Source organism: Streptomyces sp. NPDC000880, assembly GCF_053599675.1.
The window spans coordinates 1-15,945 of sequence record NZ_JBSFMS010000154.1; the positions used below are offsets into that span (position 1 = coordinate 1).

Annotated in this window: 15 protein-coding genes and 1 pseudogene; 3 read left to right on the forward strand and 13 right to left on the reverse strand. The window is 70.2% G+C overall.

Annotated features, from left to right (window positions below):
* Window positions 1-160 precede the first annotated feature (160 nt).
* The 5 genes from ACWDO5_RS31830 to ACWDO5_RS31850 all read right to left on the reverse strand — a co-directional run bounded on the left by ACWDO5_RS31830 (window position 161) and on the right by ACWDO5_RS31850 (window position 5,614).
* Window positions 161-1,126: an aldo/keto reductase gene (locus ACWDO5_RS31830; RefSeq protein WP_450533960.1), complete on the reverse strand. Its 966-nt coding sequence runs from the start codon at window positions 1,124-1,126 to the stop codon at window positions 161-163.
* Between the two features lie 562 nt (window positions 1,127-1,688).
* Window positions 1,689-2,717, reverse strand: a complete 1,029-nt coding sequence (locus ACWDO5_RS31835; RefSeq protein ID WP_450533962.1) for a 6-phosphofructokinase — start codon at window positions 2,715-2,717, stop codon at window positions 1,689-1,691.
* A gap of 179 nt (window positions 2,718-2,896) precedes the next feature.
* Complete coding sequence (locus ACWDO5_RS31840; protein ID WP_450533963.1) at window positions 2,897-3,571, reverse strand: response regulator; 675 nt, start codon at window positions 3,569-3,571, stop codon at window positions 2,897-2,899.
* Window positions 3,568-4,776, reverse strand: coding sequence for a MacS family sensor histidine kinase (gene macS / locus ACWDO5_RS31845; protein ID WP_450533964.1), 1,209 nt, complete (start codon window positions 4,774-4,776; stop codon window positions 3,568-3,570). Before macS ends, ACWDO5_RS31840 begins: the two co-directional genes overlap by 4 nt.
* Window positions 4,777-4,804: 28 nt before the next feature.
* Window positions 4,805-5,614 (reverse strand): lysophospholipid acyltransferase family protein, encoded by an 810-nt coding sequence (locus ACWDO5_RS31850; RefSeq protein ID WP_450533978.1) that lies wholly within the window; start codon window positions 5,612-5,614, stop codon window positions 4,805-4,807.
* 163 nt (window positions 5,615-5,777) lie between these two features.
* Here ACWDO5_RS31850 and ACWDO5_RS31855 point away from each other — a divergent pair, with 163 nt between their 5' ends.
* Both ACWDO5_RS31855 and ACWDO5_RS31860 read left to right on the forward strand, forming a co-directional pair.
* Complete coding sequence (locus tag ACWDO5_RS31855; RefSeq protein WP_450533966.1) at window positions 5,778-6,557, forward strand: alpha/beta hydrolase; 780 nt, start codon at window positions 5,778-5,780, stop codon at window positions 6,555-6,557.
* Window positions 6,550-7,140 carry a hypothetical protein gene (locus ACWDO5_RS31860; protein ID WP_450533967.1) on the forward strand — a complete coding sequence of 197 codons (591 nt, stop codon included), beginning with the start codon at window positions 6,550-6,552 and terminating at the stop codon, window positions 7,138-7,140. Before ACWDO5_RS31855 ends, ACWDO5_RS31860 begins: the two co-directional genes overlap by 8 nt.
* A gap of 88 nt (window positions 7,141-7,228) precedes the next feature.
* Here the strand turns inward: ACWDO5_RS31860 and ACWDO5_RS31865 are convergent, their stop codons facing one another.
* The 6 genes from ACWDO5_RS31865 to ACWDO5_RS31890 form a co-directional block, all read right to left on the reverse strand.
* Complete coding sequence (locus ACWDO5_RS31865) at window positions 7,229-8,005, reverse strand: endonuclease/exonuclease/phosphatase family protein (RefSeq protein WP_450533969.1); 777 nt, start codon at window positions 8,003-8,005, stop codon at window positions 7,229-7,231.
* Between the two features lie 110 nt (window positions 8,006-8,115).
* A complete protein-coding gene (locus ACWDO5_RS31870; protein WP_450533970.1) occupies window positions 8,116-9,057 on the reverse strand; it encodes an ROK family glucokinase in 942 nt (313 codons plus the stop codon).
* A 65-nt stretch (window positions 9,058-9,122) separates the two neighbouring features.
* Entirely contained in the window at window positions 9,123-9,563 is a 441-nt protein-coding gene (locus ACWDO5_RS31875; protein ID WP_450533972.1) for a DUF5304 domain-containing protein, read from the reverse strand.
* Between the two features lie 77 nt (window positions 9,564-9,640).
* On the reverse strand, window positions 9,641-10,870 hold the full coding sequence (locus ACWDO5_RS31880) for an ArsA family ATPase (RefSeq protein WP_450533973.1): 1,230 nt from the start codon (window positions 10,868-10,870) through the stop codon (window positions 9,641-9,643).
* Window positions 10,870-11,316: an SRPBCC family protein gene (locus tag ACWDO5_RS31885; RefSeq protein ID WP_450533974.1), complete on the reverse strand. Its 447-nt coding sequence runs from the start codon at window positions 11,314-11,316 to the stop codon at window positions 10,870-10,872. Before ACWDO5_RS31885 ends, ACWDO5_RS31880 begins: the two co-directional genes overlap by 1 nt.
* A gap of 140 nt (window positions 11,317-11,456) precedes the next feature.
* Window positions 11,457-12,212: a metallophosphoesterase family protein gene (locus ACWDO5_RS31890; protein ID WP_450533979.1), complete on the reverse strand. Its 756-nt coding sequence runs from the start codon at window positions 12,210-12,212 to the stop codon at window positions 11,457-11,459.
* A gap of 300 nt (window positions 12,213-12,512) precedes the next feature.
* On the opposite strand from ACWDO5_RS31890, the gene ACWDO5_RS31895 reads away from it, so the two are divergent.
* Entirely contained in the window at window positions 12,513-14,309 is a 1,797-nt protein-coding gene (locus tag ACWDO5_RS31895; RefSeq protein ID WP_450533976.1) for an AMP-dependent synthetase/ligase, read from the forward strand.
* Window positions 14,310-14,347: 38 nt separating this feature from the next.
* Here ACWDO5_RS31895 and ACWDO5_RS31900 read toward each other — a convergent pair.
* Window positions 14,348-14,789: pseudogene (locus ACWDO5_RS31900) on the reverse strand (GMC oxidoreductase); the annotation flags it as partial.
* A gap of 273 nt (window positions 14,790-15,062) precedes the next feature.
* On the reverse strand, window positions 15,063-15,945 hold an 883-nt coding region (locus ACWDO5_RS31905; protein WP_450533977.1), incomplete at its 5' end, for a glycosyltransferase family 4 protein.

A 15,945-nucleotide genomic window follows, 5' to 3' on the forward strand; every position in this document is an offset into this window, starting at 1 on the left:
ATCGAGACCGAGTTGGTGGCGCACGGCCGCGAACTGCGCCGGGGGTCCGGGGGCGGAGCCCCAGAACAGCAACCGCACCGGCTTGCCCGGGCCGGGGTTTCACCATCACCCTGTGCATCACGGCTGACCGCGGTGGGCGGTGGTTCCGGCTGCCCGGGAGCTACGTCCAGCGCAGGGCGGCCCGGCGCTGCCAGTACTCGGGGGCCGGCTCCGCCAGGACCGCGAGCCGGGCGAGCTGGTCGGCGTCGAGGCGTACCTCGTCGGCGGTGACGTTGCTGGCGAGCTGGGCGGAGGTGGCGGCACCGGAGAGCACGATGTCGGCCCACGGCTTGTGAAGGACGGCGGCGAGGGCGACGGCGTCAGGGGTGGCGCCGGTCTCCCCGGCAAGATCCGCGAGGACGGGCGGCAGTCCCTCATTGGCGAGACGGCCGTTGGCCATGGCTTCCTTGACGATGACGGAGCAGCCCGCATCGTGTGCTTCTGTGAGGGCGGCTCCGGCGGAGGGCTCCAGCAGGTTGTAGGTGGCCTGGACGCTGGTGAACAGCGGGATGCCGTCCACGGTGACCGCGAGCGCGGCGCGGATGGCGGCCGGCTGCTCGGGGCCGCTGGTGGACAGGCCGATGGTGACGCCTTCGGCGGCGAGGCCGGCGAGCCGGTCGTGGAGAGCACGCTCGGTGAGCGCGGGGCTGTCGGGGGTGACGGAGTGGATCTGGTAGAGGTCGAGGCGCTTGCCGAGGAACGCGCGGGTCTCGGCGATCTGACGGTCGAAGGTGGCCGTGCTGTGGTCCTTGACCTCGTGCACCTCCGCGTCGGTCCGCCAGTCGGCCGTGTAGGTGTAACCCCACTTGCTGCCGATCACGGCATCGCGGATCTCGGGCCGGCCCAGCAGCCATTCGGCGAGGAACTCCTCCGATCTGCCGTAGGAACGGGCGGCGTCGAAGTACCGCACGCCCAAGGCGTAGGCCTCGTCGAGCACTTCGTGGGCACGCTCGCGCATCGTGTCGACGGTCCGCTCGGCGGGCAGGTCCCTGTCCCGGCCGAGGTTGATGTAGCCGGGACGGCCGACCGCCGCGATGCCGAGCCCGATCCGGGTGTGCGCGGCTGCGGCGAGACGTTCGAATGGCACGGTCGGTCTTCCTCCGGGTTTCTGGGGGCTGCGGGGGTGGCATCGTCACCGTACTCCCGGCCGCGAGACGGATGCCGGGTACGGGGCCGTCGCCCAGATCCGCCGACGAGTGGACGTGGCATCCGACCGGGCCGCTCGGCCTGCATCGTGTCGAATTGCGTACCAACCCCACCAACAAGGGCAGTCGGAGCGTGGCCCAGCGCTTGGCGTTCGCGCGGGAGGGCAAGTCGGCGGACGTCCCCGGTAGACGCTACCGTCCTCGCCGGAGGTGAGGCTTCCGTGCCACGGGTAGCGGTCGTCGAAGCCATTCAGCTTTCCGGCCTCCGTCTCCGTGAGGCGGAGGCCGTCGTTCTTTCGGCACCAGCTACGGGCCTTGCCGGTCAGGCACTGCGACGGCTTGTCGGCAAAGAAGCAGTTGCCTCCCTTGGCACGACCGTTGGCGTGGAGCGGCCGGTTGCCGCAGGTTGACCCACTCGCCGGTGGCCCAGCCGCGCGCTCGGCGAGACGGATGGCGCCCCAGCAGCGCTCACCGGCGGCGACCGCCCCAGCCACGGCACCCCCGTCAGCCGAAGAAGACGCCGACCTCCTCGTACAACTTCGGGTCCACCGTCTTGAGCTTCGCCGTCGCCTCGGCAATCGGCACGCGCACGATGTCCGTGCCCTGCAGCGCGACCATCTTGCCGAAGTCCCCCTCACGCACCGCTTCGATGGCGTGCAGCCCGAAGCGGGTGGCCAGCCAGCGGTCGAAGGCGCTCGGAGTGCCGCCGCGCTGGACATGGCCGAGGACGGTGGTGCGGGCCTCCTTGCCGGTACGCCGCTCGATCTCCTTGGCCAGCCACTCGCCGACGCCGGAGAGCCGGACATGGCCGAAGGAGTCGAGCGAGCCGTCCTTGAGGACCGCCTCGCCGTCCTTGGGCATGGCGCCCTCGGCGACCACCACGATCGGGGCGTAGCTGGCCTTGAAACGCGACGTCACCCAGGCGCACACCTGGCCGACGTCGAAGCGCTGCTCGGGGATGAGGATGACATTGGCGCCGCCGGCCAGACCGGAGTGCAGGGCGATCCAGCCCGCGTGCCGCCCCATCACCTCCACGACCAGCACACGCATATGCGATTCGGCGGTGGTGTGCAGCCGGTCGATGGCCTCGGTCGCGATGCCGACCGCCGTGTCGAAGCCGAAGGTGTAGTCGGTGGCGGACAGGTCGTTGTCGATGGTCTTGGGCACGCCGACGCACTTGACGCCGTACTCGTCGTGGAGCCGCGTCGCGACGCCGAGTGTGTCCTCGCCGCCGATCACGATCAGCGCGTCCACCTCGTGCTTGGCGAGGTTCTCCTTGATGCGGCGGATGCCGCTCTCTTCCTTGAGGGGGTTGGTGCGCGAAGAGCCGAGGATGGTGCCGCCGCGGGGCAGAATGCCGCGGACTGCCGGGATGTCGAGCGGAACGGTGTCGCCTTCGAGGGGTCCGCGCCAGCCGTCGCGATAGCCGACGAAGTCGTACGCGTACTCCTGCACGCCCTTGCGGACGACACCACGGATGACCGCATTGAGCCCGGGGCAGTCGCCGCCCCCGGTCAGTACTCCGACGCGCATGGAAACCTTCCCTTCGCCTGATGAGCCTTACGACCGCCACGCTAATGGTGATCCAGGTCACTGCGGGATGGGGCGAAAGGTCAATTCCTCTGCTTCATACGGCGGTTGACGCCCCGCCATTCACTCGTATTTCACTCGTACGAGTCTCCTACGAGCCCTGTACAGGCAGGGGCACGGCGTCAGGCGTCGTCCAGACCCCGCTCTATCACGTACCGCACGAGCTCGACGCGGTTGTGCAGTTGGAGTTTGCCGAGGGTGTTCTGCACGTGGTTCTGGACGGTGCGGTGCGATATGACGAGCCGCTCGGCGATCTGCTTGTACGAGAGCCCCTTGGCCACCAGCCGCAGCACCTCGGTCTCCCGGTCGGTCAGCTGCGGAGCCTTCGGCTCGTCCGCACCGGCTGCGGGGACGGGCTCGGAGGCCAGGCGCCGGTACTCACCGAGCACCAGGCCCGCGAGGCCCGGCGTGAAGACCGGATCGCCGACGGCGGTGCGCCGCACGGCGTCGGTCAGCTCTTCCGCACTGGCCGACTTGAGCAGGTAGCCGGTCGCACCGGACTTCACCGCTTCCAGTACGTCCGCGTGCTCACCGCTGGCGGACAGCACCAGGACCCGCAGGCCTGGGTGGGAGCCGACGAGCTCCTTGCACACCTGGACGCCCGGCATCCCGGGAAGATTGAGGTCGAGGACGAGGACGTCGGGCGCGGCGGCCTTTGCGCGGCGCACGGCCTGCGGACCGTCCCCGGCCGTCGCCGCCACCTCGAAACCGGCCTCGGCCAGATCGCGCGCGACCGCGTCCCGCCACATCGGGTGGTCGTCGACGACCATCACCTTGATCGGCTGCTGGTCCGTCATGTGCCTGCCTTCCCCCGTGGGACCTTCAATTCGACTTCTGTGCCCTGGCCCGGGACCGAGATCACCTCGGCCGAGCCGCCCAAGTCCCGCAGCCGCCCCCTGATCGAGAGGGCGACTCCGAGCCGGCCCTCGCCCTCCGCCTGGGCGAGCCTGCCCTCCGGGATGCCCGGGCCGTCGTCCCGTACCGTCACGATCACCTCGCCCGGCCAGTCCTCGACCAGGATCCAGGCGTGGGCGTCCTCGCCGGCATGCCTGCGGACATTGTCCAGGGCGGCACTGACAGCGGCGGCGAGTTCCGCCGTCGCAGCGACGGGGAGCAGCACCGGGGCGCCCGGCTCCGAGAGGGTCACCCTCGACCCGGCGTGCCGGGCCAGCAGCGAGCGCAGGTCGTCCAGTTGGGGCCCGTCGGGCGGATCGTCGACGTCGACGGTGCGGACCACGGCGCCGAGTGAGACGTCCTCGGAGGCGCGCGTGGTGGGTACCAGACCGCTGGAGACCAGGGTGCGCAGGGCGACCTCCTGCTCCCCCGCCATCCGGCCGAGCTCCTCGGCCTCGCCGCCCAGCGCCGTACCGCGCCGCTGCACCATCGCCAGCACCTGGAGCACGCTGTCGTGGATGTCGCGGGCCAGCCGCTCCCGCTCGCGGGTCGCCGCCTCGATCTCCAGGGCGCGGGCAAGGGTGCGCTCGGAGGCGCGGGCGACCTCGACGACGTAACCGATGGCTATGGAGGCGATCCAGACCAGCAGGACGTTGTGGAAGGTGTCCCGGCTCGGCTGGCCGCGCTCGATGATATTGGCGACGGCGACGAGTGAGGATGCGAAGCCCGCCCAGCGCCAGCCGCCCTTGATCGCGAACGCGAGGACGGATCCGGCCGTCCATATCGTCGGCAGGGTCGGGCCGTCCTGCATCTGGGCCTGGGCGTCGGCGAGCGGCGTGAGCATGATCCCGGTCAGCGCGACGGTGAGATCGGCGACCAGGAAGCGTTTGGTGCAGCGGGCCGCGTTGGCGACCTTGGGAAGCGTGACCAGCGTCCATACGGACATCACAGCGAGGAAGGCGGCCGCGATCCAGGGGCGCTCGAACTTGCTGGGGGTGACGGCGAAGAGAAGCACCGCGTAGCCCATGGTCAGTACGCGATAGGCGGCCAGCGCCCGCCACAGCGGCAGCTCTACCGACATCCGCACGACACGCTCGCGCTTGGCCATATCCCCCACCCCAGGACGGACAGCGCGGCTATGCGGCCGGGCGGTCCGTCTTCTCCGCCTCGTCGGTCTTCTCCGGCTTGTTCGCCTTCGCAGCCTTCTCGGCCGCCGCCTTCTCGGCCTTCTCGGCCTTCTCGGCCTTCTCGGCCTTCTCGGCCTTCTCGGCCTTCTCCGCCTCCGCGATCTGGCGCTTGGCGGCCGTCGCGTAGATGTCGACGTACTCCTGGCCGGACAGCTTCATGATTTCGTACATGACCTCGTCGGTCACCGAACGCAGGATGAAACGGTCGCCCTCCATGCCCTGGTAGCGGCTGAAGTCGAGCGGCTTACCGATCCGGATCCCCGGGCGCATCAGCTTGGGGACGACCTTGCCGGGCGGCTGGATCTTCTCGGTGTCGATCATCGCGACCGGGATGACCGGAGCGCCGGTGGCGAGCGCCACGCGCGCGAGGCCGCCCGGCTTGCCGCGGTAGAGGCGGCCGTCCGGGGAGCGGGTGCCCTCCGGGTAGATGCCGAACAGGCCACCGCCCTCGATGACATCTATCCCGGCCTTGATCGCCGCCTCACCCGCACCGCGCCCGCCCGAGCGGTCCACCGGGAGCTGCCCGACGCCCTTGAAGAAGGCGGCAGTCAGCCTGCCCTTGACCCCGGGCGATGTGAAGTACTCCGCCTTGGCGATGAAGGTGACCTTGCGGTCGAGCACCGCCGGCAGGAAGAACGAGTCCGAGAAGGACAGGTGGTTGCTCGCGAGGATCGCCGGCCCCTCGGCGGGGATGTTCTCGAGGCCCTCCACCCATGGCCTGAAGGCAAGCTTCAGTGAGCCCCCGATGGAGAACTTCATTGCGCCGTAGATCAACTCGAGTGCCTCCTGTGTGCTGTCGAACAGACCTTATCCCGAGGTGCGCCAGTCATCCCCTGGCCGGGGGGCTTGCGGACCTGGTCGGTGTCAGTCCGGTCGCGTACGGTGAAGTACACGTTCAGACACTCACGAACAGGAGACCCAGGTGCCGGTCCTTCCTGGAGCCGAGCCGTACCGCCACGAAGGCGGCGAGGTCGGCGTCCTCCTCTGTCACGGATTCACCGGTTCCCCGCAATCGCTGCGCCCCTGGGCCGAGTATCTGGCGGAGCGCGGACTGACCGTGTCCTTGCCGCTGCTCCCCGGGCACGGCACACGCTGGGAGGACATGCAGGTCACCGGCTGGCAGGACTGGTACGCAGAGGTGGACCGCGAGCTGCGGGTGCTGGTCGAGCGGTGCAGCCAGGTCTTCGTCTTCGGGCTCTCGATGGGCGGAGCGCTGACGCTGCGGCTCGCCGCGAAGCACGGGGACGCGGTCAGCGGCATCGTCGTGGTGAACCCGGCGAACAAGGTCCATGGCCTGTCGGCGTACGCCCTGCCGGTCGCGCGCCACTTTGTGCGTACGACAAAGGGGCTGACGAGCGACATCGCCAAGGAGGGCTCGGAGGAGGTCGGGTACGACCGGGTGCCGCTGCACGCCGCGCACTCTTTGCGGACCTTCTTCCATCTGGTCGACGGCGAACTGCCACAGGTCACGCAGCCGATGGTGCTGCTGCACAGCCCGCAGGACCACGTGGTGCCGCCGGCCGACTCGGCGCGGATCCTGAGCCGGGTCTCGTCCACGGACGTCTCGGAGATCCTGCTGGAACAGAGCTATCACGTAGCGACGTTGGACCACGATGCGGAGCGGATTTTCGAGGAGAGTTACGCGTTCATCGGCCGGCTCGCTCCGAGTGTCGGGAAGAAGGGGAGCACCACCGGTGGCTGAGCAGCACGATGCGGACCGCGAGCCGCAGCCGATCGACGAGGAGGCCGCCTGGGCGGCCATCGTCGAGGGGTACGGCGAGGAGCCGGCCGACCCGCCGGGCGCCAAGCCGTTCAAGTCGGTGGAGGACCTCGCCCTGCTCGAGGGTGATCTGAACAAGACGCCGATGGACGACAGGGCGGCGGATACGGAGCCCGATCCGGAGGATCCCGAGTCGGGGCCTGACGCGGACAAGCCCACGCTGGGCAGCTCGATCACTTTCGCGCCAGGGATCGGTGGCCCGCGCGACTACCAGGTGGACGAGGCGAAGGACGACGACCTCGACGACAGCGACGAGGGCCACTTCGTACCGCCGGAGCCGCCGCCGCTGCCGGAGGCCGATGTCACGGCCAAGTTCGCATGGCTGGCGGTGGTCGGCGGGCCGGTGCTGATGCTGGTGGCGGTGCTGCTCGAGTGGGACATGACGTGGTGGCTGACGACGCTGTGCGTCGGCGGCTTCCTGGGCGGCTTCGGCACGCTGGTGGCGCGGATGCCGCACGGCGACGACGAGGACGACGACGATCCCGGCCGCGGCGCGGTGGTCTGAATTCTGGCCGCCGCCCTGGCACCGCTCGGTGCCGGGGCGCCTCGCGGGCTTCGGCCGGCCACGTCGGCCTCCGGCCGTCGGACGCGGCTCAGCCGGCACTCGGTCCGTCTGACGACGCCGCGGGGACGCGTAGCGCCGCCAGCACCGGCAGGTGGTCCGTCGCCGCGCTCAGGTCAGCCTGGGTGATCCCCGGCAGGGTCAACGGCACTCCGCAGCCCAGCACTTCCACCCCCGGGGTAGCGAAAATCGCGTCGATCCGCTGGTGCGGATCGTCCGGTGTCGAGGTGTTCTCGCCACCCCAGGGCGCGACCGCCCAGCAGTCCTGCAGCTCTCCCGCGAGCCTGCCAAAGCTCCGGCCGCCGGGCCGGTCGTTCAGGTCGCCCGCCGCGATCCCGTACGGCACGTCCATCGCCTTCAGCCGGTCCAGCACCATCCCGGCCTGCGCATAGCGCTCGTCGCTCTGCAGACTCAGATGGCAGCTGAGCAGCCCGATCCGGGCACCCCCGATCCGTACGACCGCCGTGGCGAAGCCGCGCCGGTGCAGGCGAGGGGTGAGCGGCAGCAGCACATCCTCCGTACGCTCCACGGTCGCCCGTAGCGAGCAGAGCAGCAGCGGCCCGGCCGCGGGGGCCCCGCCGGTCAGCACCACCAGTTCGCTCTTGGCGGCCAGCCGCGCGGCATGCTTGCGCCAGCGGAAGAAGCGCGGGGCCTCCTGGATGAACACCAGGTCGGGCTCGCAGGCGCGGATCACCCGGGCCAGCGCGTCCTCGTCGTCGCGCATGGAGCGGACGTTGTAGCTGAGCACCCGGATCACGGCCGAACCGTCCGGTTCTGTGCGGGAGTTTGGCAGTGCGGTGATCGCCATGCGCAGCAACATACGCGGCTTCGGGTCTTTTCTGGGGATACGTCCCGGGCCCCGGTTCTCAAGCGCCGCGCAGGCTGAAATGAGCCCGCCCGGCGCTTGAGGACAAAGAACTAGCCCTGGCGGGCCAGGTCCGCCGCGCCCACCAGGCCCGCCCTGCCGCCCAGTTGGGCCGCGAGCACCTGCGCATGCGGCCGCCACCGGCCGCCGATCAGCCAGCGGCGGAAGGACTTGCGGATCGGGTCGAGAACCAGCTCCCCCTCGTCGGAGAGGCCGCCGCCGACAATGAAGGCGGACGGGTCGAAGAGCGAGGCCAGGTCGGCCAGGCCCGCGCCCACCCAGCGGGCCAGTTCGCGGTACGAGTCGACGGCGACCGGGTCGCCCTGCCGCGCGGCCTCGCTGATGTGCTTGCCCTCGATGCCGTCGACCGTGCCGTCGCCGAGGCCGAGCAGGATCTCCGCGCTTTCCGGGGTGGCGTTGGCGCGCTGCTTGCCGTAGCGGACGAGAGCGCGTCCGGAGGCGTACTGCTCCCAGCAGCCCTGGCTGCCGCAGCCGCACAGCAGACCGTCCGGGACGACCCGGATGTGGCCGAACTCCGCCGCCACGCCGAAGCGTCCGCGGCGCAGCTTGTTGCCGATGATGATGCCGCCGCCGAGCCCGGTGCCGAGGGTGATGCAGATGACGTCTTCGTGGCCCTGGCCGGCGCCGAAGCGGTACTCGCCCCAGGCAGCCGCGTTCGCGTCGTTCTCGACGACCACCGGGAGGCCGACGCGCTGCTCGACCTTGTCCTTCAGCGGCTCGTGGCGCCAGTCGATGTTCGGTGCGAACAGGACCGAGGCACGCTTGTCGTCGACATATCCGGCGGCGCCGATGCCGACCGCCTCGATCTCGTGCCCCTTGCCGGCCCCGCCGACAGCCGAGCAGATCGCCTCGACGATGCCTTGAGGGGTCGACGGGGTGGGCACCTTGTGCGTCTCGAGGATGGTGCCCTCTTCGTCGACCACGCCCGCTGCGATCTTCGTGCCGCCGATGTCGACGCCGATGGTGAGTCCCATGTGTCCCTCAGTTTTCGGTCGAGCCCCGCTATGGCCAACCGTACCCGAGGGCGGGCACGGCCTGGTCAGTCCAGGTCGATGTGCTCGCTCGCCCCGGGGCCGTCGTCACGGGGGTCCTGGTCGTCCTTGGAGGCGGTGGGCCGCTGGGTCCAGCGTCGCTCATGGCCCTCGACGGCGGATCGATACGCGGCGAGCAGCTCGCCGCCCGCCGCCGTGAGGTGGTCGAAGACCTCCGGGTTGCGCTCGATGACCGGCTCGACGGCGGCCTTCGCCTGGTTGACCAGCTGCTGCACAGTGTTCTGCGCGGCCATGCCGGGCAGCGACGTCTGCAACGAGGAAACCTTCTCGGCGACCGCGTCGAGGAGCTTGCGCAGCTCCTCGCCGGCCGAGCCGGGAGGCGGCCCGTACTGGGCGCGGCGGCGGGCCTTCTCCGCTTCCAGGTCCTCGGCGCACGCCTTGGCCCAGGCGTCGTCGTCGACGGAGGGACGCTCGGTGGCATCGCTCATGGCGTACTCCTGCGGAAGAACTGGGGGAAGAACTGAGGGTTTGTACGCTCGACGGTACCCGAATGGAGGCAGCGCGTTCAGCGTGCCCGCGGCCACAGCTCGGGGTCCGGCTGGAAGCGGACCCGCAGCACGCCGTCGTTAAGACCCGCGCCCGCAACCGTGCAGCGGCGCAGCGCGGAGGGCAGCGGCACGATCCTGCGAAACGGTCCGACAGTGATGAGGAGTTCATCCCCTCGGCGGACGAGCGCGAGCTCCTCCTTGACGGCGCCGGGCAGCGGGAGCTCCCAGACGAAGACGCTGTCGGTGCCGTGCCCCTCCGCGACCCGCCATGGGTCGCCGCGTCGCTCGCCGCGGTCCCGGTGCGGTGCGAGGCTGCCTTCGACGGCTTCGACGACGAGCCCGTCGCCGGTGTCGAGGAGTGCGAGGTCGTCGAGGCCGCGCGGGTCCCGGCCGAGGTGGGGCGCCTCGCGGATCGAGCCTTGGGTCGCCCACTCCTCGTACCACTCGCTCAGGCACTTCTCCTGCTGTGCGGAGAGGGTCGCGAGCCAGCTGTCGGCCGAGTCCCGCGGCAGGATCCGGTTCGGTACGAGGGTGTCGACGGGCAGTCCGTACAGCGCGAGCCCGACGCGGGCGGTGCGCAGAGCGTCGGCGGCCGCGGGTCCGGGCTCGGCGACCACCCGCAGCGTCGTGCCGGCGGATTCGGTCATCGCCTGGACGCCGGCCAGCTCGCTGTCCCAGCGGGCCGCGGTCTCGTACAGCCACTGCGCGGGCATCGGCACACCGGCGAGCTGGGCGAGCATCGGCCGCAGAGCCCGGGCGGCCTGCCGTTCCGGCGGCAGCAGGCGGCGCAGATAGCGGCGCAGCTGTTCGGGCAGGGCGAGCAGGGCGATGGTCTCGCGCAGCGGCGGCATGTCGAGGACGACCGCGTCCCAGCCGCCGTCCCCGTCGCCGGCGGAGGTCTTCAGCGCGCGCAGCAGGGCGAACTGGTCGCTGCCGGGAAGCTCGGTCATCTCCTCGTCGTCAAGTCGCGCCGCGCCCAGCAGATCGAGCCCGGCGGTGGCACGCTCCTGGAGCGAGAGGAACTCGGCGCGGAAGTCGGCGCCGGAGTCGATGCGGGCGGCCCACAGGCCGTCCGTGATCTCGTCAGGTGCGCCGGGGCGGCCGGTGACGGGCGTGCCGAATACGTCGCCGGGCTCGGCGGAGAGGAACAGGGCACGTTTGCCGCGCCGGGCCACCGCAAGGGCGGTGGCAGCGGCGACGGTGGTTCGGCCCGCGCCGCCGAGCCCGGTGACGAGGACCGTGCGCATCAGGCGGCGGGCCCGCTCTCGACACGCTTCTTCAGACCGGCCAGGGCGCGGTCGATGATGACCTTCTCGGCCTTGCGCTTGATCATGCCGAGCATGGGGATCTTGACGTCGACAGTGAGCTGGTAGGTGACCTCGGTGCGGTCGCCACCGACCGCGGCGAGGGTGTACGAACCGTCGATGGAGCGCAGCATCTGGGACTTCACCAGCGTCCAGCTGACCTGGTTCTCGCCGTTCCAGGTGTACGCGAGGGTGTGGTCGTCCTTGATCGCGCCGGCGTCGAGCACCAGCCGGACCTGCTCGGCGCGGCCCTTGGGGTCGGTGGCGAGCACCTCGGCCTCCTTCACCTCGCCGGTCCACTCGGGGTAGCGGGCGAAGTCGGAGATCACGCCCATCACGTCGGCCGGCGCCGCCTCGATCGTGATGCTCGAGCTGGTGTGTTCCGCCATCGCTGCGGCTCCTCACAGTGCGGTTCGGACCGGGGGTGGTGTGGGGTGCAGGCTATCGCGCCCCAGCTCGTCACCACTCCATGGCCCGGCGGTTTCACCACTCCCAGGCCCGGCGGTTCACCACTCCAAGGCCCGGCGGTTCACCACTCCAAGGTCCAGGGGCGACCGGTCGAGGCGAAATGCCCGACGTTCACGCACTCCGTCGCGCCGATGCGCATCCGGCGGGCGAGCGGCTGATGGACATGGCCGAAGAGGGCGTACCGGGGCCGGGTGCGGCGGATCGCGTCGAGCAGGGCGCGGCTGCCGCGCTCGAAGCGGCGCGGGACGGTGTCGTACGTCAGTTCGGGGACGTCCGGGGGGATGTGCGAGCAGAGCACATCGACCTCCCCGAGCGCCTCGACCTTGGCGGCGAACTCCTCGTCGGAGATCTCGTACGGAGTGCGCATCGGGGTGCGCAACCCGCCGCCGGCGAAGCCAAAGACGCGGCCGCCGAGTTCGATGCGCTCGCCGTCAAGGATGGTGGTGCCCGGCCGCGCATACTCCGGCCAGAGAGTCGGCATATCGACATTGCCGTAGGTGGCGTACGTCGGGGTGGGGAAGGCCGCGAACAGCTCGGCGTACTGGCGCCGCACGGCGGACTCGATGGCGGACTCCCGGTCCATCTCCAGCTCGGCCCAGAGTCTGCGCCCGAGCTCGCGGGCCGCGTCGTAGCGGCGGGCGGTGCGCAGTTCCACGATCAGATCAGCGTTCTCGACGCCGAAGAGGTCGGGGAAGATGCCGCGCGAGTGGTCGGCGTAGTCGAGGAAGAGCACGAGGTCACCGAGGCAGATGAGCGCGTCCGCGCCGTCTCCCGCCATGGCAAGATCTTTGGCATTGCCGTGTACATCACTGACCACGTTGACTCGAATGCCTCGCATGACGATCACCCTAGGACGCCGGTTCGCGGCTCGGTAGAGCGGGGCCGACCAGCCGTTCTTCCGAGTCGTCATGAGTGTGGACTACTCTGCGCGAAGCACCGCCATCACGTGTGACGCAGGGAACATCTGGCCAGAACCCCCTATCCGGAATCGAGTACTGGTGGGTAACGTCCGGGCAGTCCAGTCGTGCTCACCCCACTGAGCACCTGCCCGATCTTGGACCGCAGCCGGTGCATCACACAGAGCCGTGGCGCCGGCGCCCGATGAGGAGCAGCAGTCTTGCGCGAGTTCAGCCTTCCGGCCCTGTACGAGGTCCCCGCGGACGGCAACCTGACGGATCTCATCCGCCGCAATGCCGCTCAGCATCCCGATGTGGCGGTCATGAGCCGCAAAGAGGCGGGCGTCTGGACGGACGTCACCGCCACGCAGTTCCTCGCCGAGGTGCGCGGCGTGGCCAAGGGTCTGATCGCGGCCGGCGTGGAGCCCGGCGACCGGGTCGCCCTCCTCTCGCGCACCCGCTACGAGTGGGTGCTCCTGGACTTCGCGATCTGGAGCGCGGGCGGAGTCACCGTGCCGGTGTACGAGACCAGCTCGCCCGAGCAGATCCAGTGGATCCTCGGTGACTCCGGTGCCACGCTGTGCGTCGTCGAGTCCGAGGCGCACCAGGAATCGGTGGTCTCGGTTCAGTCCAATCTGCCCGCCCTGAAGGGGATCTGGCAGATCGAGGCGGACGCGATCAGCCAGCTGACGGTCACCGGCTCCGACATCTCCGACGGGCTGCTCGACGAGCGCAGCGGGAGCTCCAAGGCGGATGACCCGGCGACCATCGTCTATACGTCCGGGACAACCGGCCGCCCCAAGGGCTGTGTGCTCACTCACCGCGCCTTCTTCGCGGAGTGCGGCAACCTGGTCGAGCGCCTCAAACCGCTGTTCCGTACCGGCGAGAGCTCCGTGCTGCTCTTCCTCCCGGCCGCGCATGTCTTCGGCCGCATGGTCGAGCTCGCGGCCGTGATGGCGCCGATCAAGCTCGGCTGCGTACCGGACATCAAGAACCTCACCAACGAACTCGCCTCCTTCCGGCCGACCCTGATCCTCGGTGTGCCGCGCGTCTTCGAGAAGGTCTACAACTCGGCGCGCGCCAAGGCGCAGGCGGACGGCAAGGGCAAGATCTTCGACCAGGCCGCACAGACGGCGATCACTTACAGCCGCGCGCTGGGGACCCCCGAGGGGCCGTCGATCGGTCTCAAGATCAAGCACAAGGTCTTCGACAGGCTCGTCTACAGCAAGCTGCGGGCGGTGCTGGGCGGGCGCGGTGAGTACGCGGTCTCCGGCGGCGCGCCGCTGGGCGAGCGGCTCGGCCACTTCTTCCGCGGGATCGGCTTCACGGTGCTGGAGGGCTACGGCCTCACCGAGTCGTGCGCGGCGACCGCGTTCAATCCGTGGAACCGGCAGAAGATCGGCACGGTCGGTCAGCCGCTGCCCGGCTCGGTGGTGCGGATCGCGGACGACGGCGAGGTGCTGCTGCACGGCGAGCATCTCTTCCAGGGGTACTGGAACAACGAGGCGTCGACCGCGGAGGCGCTGGCCGACGGCTGGTTCCACACGGGCGACATCGGCACCCTGGACGAGGACGGGTACCTCGCGATCACGGGCCGCAAGAAGGAGATCCTGGTCACCGCCGGCGGCAAGAACGTCGCTCCCGCGGTGATCGAGGACCGCATCCGCGCGCACGCGCTGGTCGCGGAGTGCATGGTGGTGGGCGACGGGCGGCCGTTCGTGGGCGCGCTGGTCACCATCGACGAGGAATTCCTGGGGCGTTGGGTCTCGGACCACGGCAAGCCGGCCGGTTCGACGGCGGCCTCGCTGCGCGACGACGCGGATCTGCTCGCGGAGGTCCAGCAGGCGGTGGACGACGGCAATGCTGCCGTCTCCAAGGCGGAATCGGTGCGGAAGTTCAGGATCCTTGGCTCCCCGTTCACTGAAGAGGCGGGACACATCACGCCGTCGCTGAAGCTGAAGCGCAATGTGGTGGCGAAGGACTTCGCCGACGAGATCGAGGCCATATACCGCGGCTGATCAGCCGCTGACAGCCCTTGGCACCCCTGGGGCAGCGGTCAGTCTCTGGGGTCCTCGGCGAGGATCCGGGTCATGTTCCGTTCGGCGGGCGCCGTGACGGTGACGAACGGATTGACCCCGATCGAGCCGGGGACCAGGGCGCCGTCGGTGACGTACAGCCCTCAATACCCTTTGACGCGGCCGTAGTTGTCGGTTGCGCGGCCCAGTACGCAGCCGCCCAGTGGGTGGTAGGTGAAATCGTCGGCGAAGGTCTTGTTGCCGCCGAAGAGGTCGTACCGGTAGATGGTGGCGTTGACCTTGTTGACGCGGTCGAAGAGCGATCTGGCCGCGTTGACGGAGGGCTGGTTCTGCGACCGGGTCCAGTTGAGCTTCGCCGAGTCGGTCGCCCGCGTCGTACGAGAAGCTGCCGCGCTCCGGGTTCTTGGTGATCGCCAGATAGAGGCTGATCCAGTGCTCGAACCCCATCGGCAGCGGCGCTGTCTGGGAGGCGGAGGGCGGCTACGGCGGCGCCGTAGCCGGAACCGATCACGACGGCGGGGGCGTAGTCGGCGGCCGTCGGCTCAATGGCGGCTCCCGAGGAGAGACCAACGCGGGTGAAGCCGAGCGCGGCCGCTGTCTGCAGGGCGGCGACGCCCCAGCAGCTGACGGTACGTCAGATTTGATGTCATGTCCGGAGCATGGGCGGAATCCCACCTTCCGCCCATACTCCCCGCGACTTAGAGCTGACACCCCATCAAAAAGGCTTTATGCAGCTCAGAGAAGTGTCCGAAGTTTCTCGGCCAGCAGGTCCCAGCGCCACTTCTCCTCGACCCACTCCCGGCCGCGCTCCCCCATCCGCTGCCGCAGCCCGGGGTCTTCGAGCAGAGCCACGATCCGCTCGGCCGACTCCCCGGCCGAGCCGCCGCGGACAACCCAGCCGGTCTCTCCGTCGAGCACGGCGTCGGGGGCGCCGCCCGAGTCGCCCGCGACGACCGGCAGACCGGTCGCCGATGCCTCCAGATACACGATTCCGAGGCCCTCGACGTCCAGGCCGCCCCTTCGGGTACGGCAGGGCATCGCGAAGACATCGCCGGCGCCGTAGTGGGCGGGCAGCTCCCCCCAGGGCACGGAACCGGTGAAGCGGACCGACTGCCCGACCCCGGTCTCGTTCGCAAGCTTCCGCAGACCCTTCTCGTACGGACCGCCGCCCACGATCAGCAGCACCGCGTCCGGCACCTTCGCCAGGATCTCGGGCATCGCCAGGATCAGCGTGTCCTGGCCCTTGCGCGGCACCAGCCGCGATACGCACACCACCACCGGCCGGTCGGCGAGCCCCAGGCGCTCCCGGACCGCGTCCCCGCCCGAGCCCGGATGGAAGGTCTTCTCGTCGACGCCGGGCGGCAGTTGAACCATGCGGCCGGCCGCTTCCGGCGTCAGCGCGGCGGCTATGCGCGAGCGCGTGTACTCACCCAAATAGGTGATCGTGTCCGTGCCCTCGCCGATCCGCCGCAGCAGCTGCCGGGACGCGGGCAGCTGCGCCCAGCCCGCCTCATGGCCGTGCGCGGTGGCCACCAGCCGCCGCGCCCCGGCCCGGCGCGGGGGCGGGGGGCGCAGGCCGCGCGGGGGGGGGGGCGCCCCCCCCCCCGCGAGTCGGGCG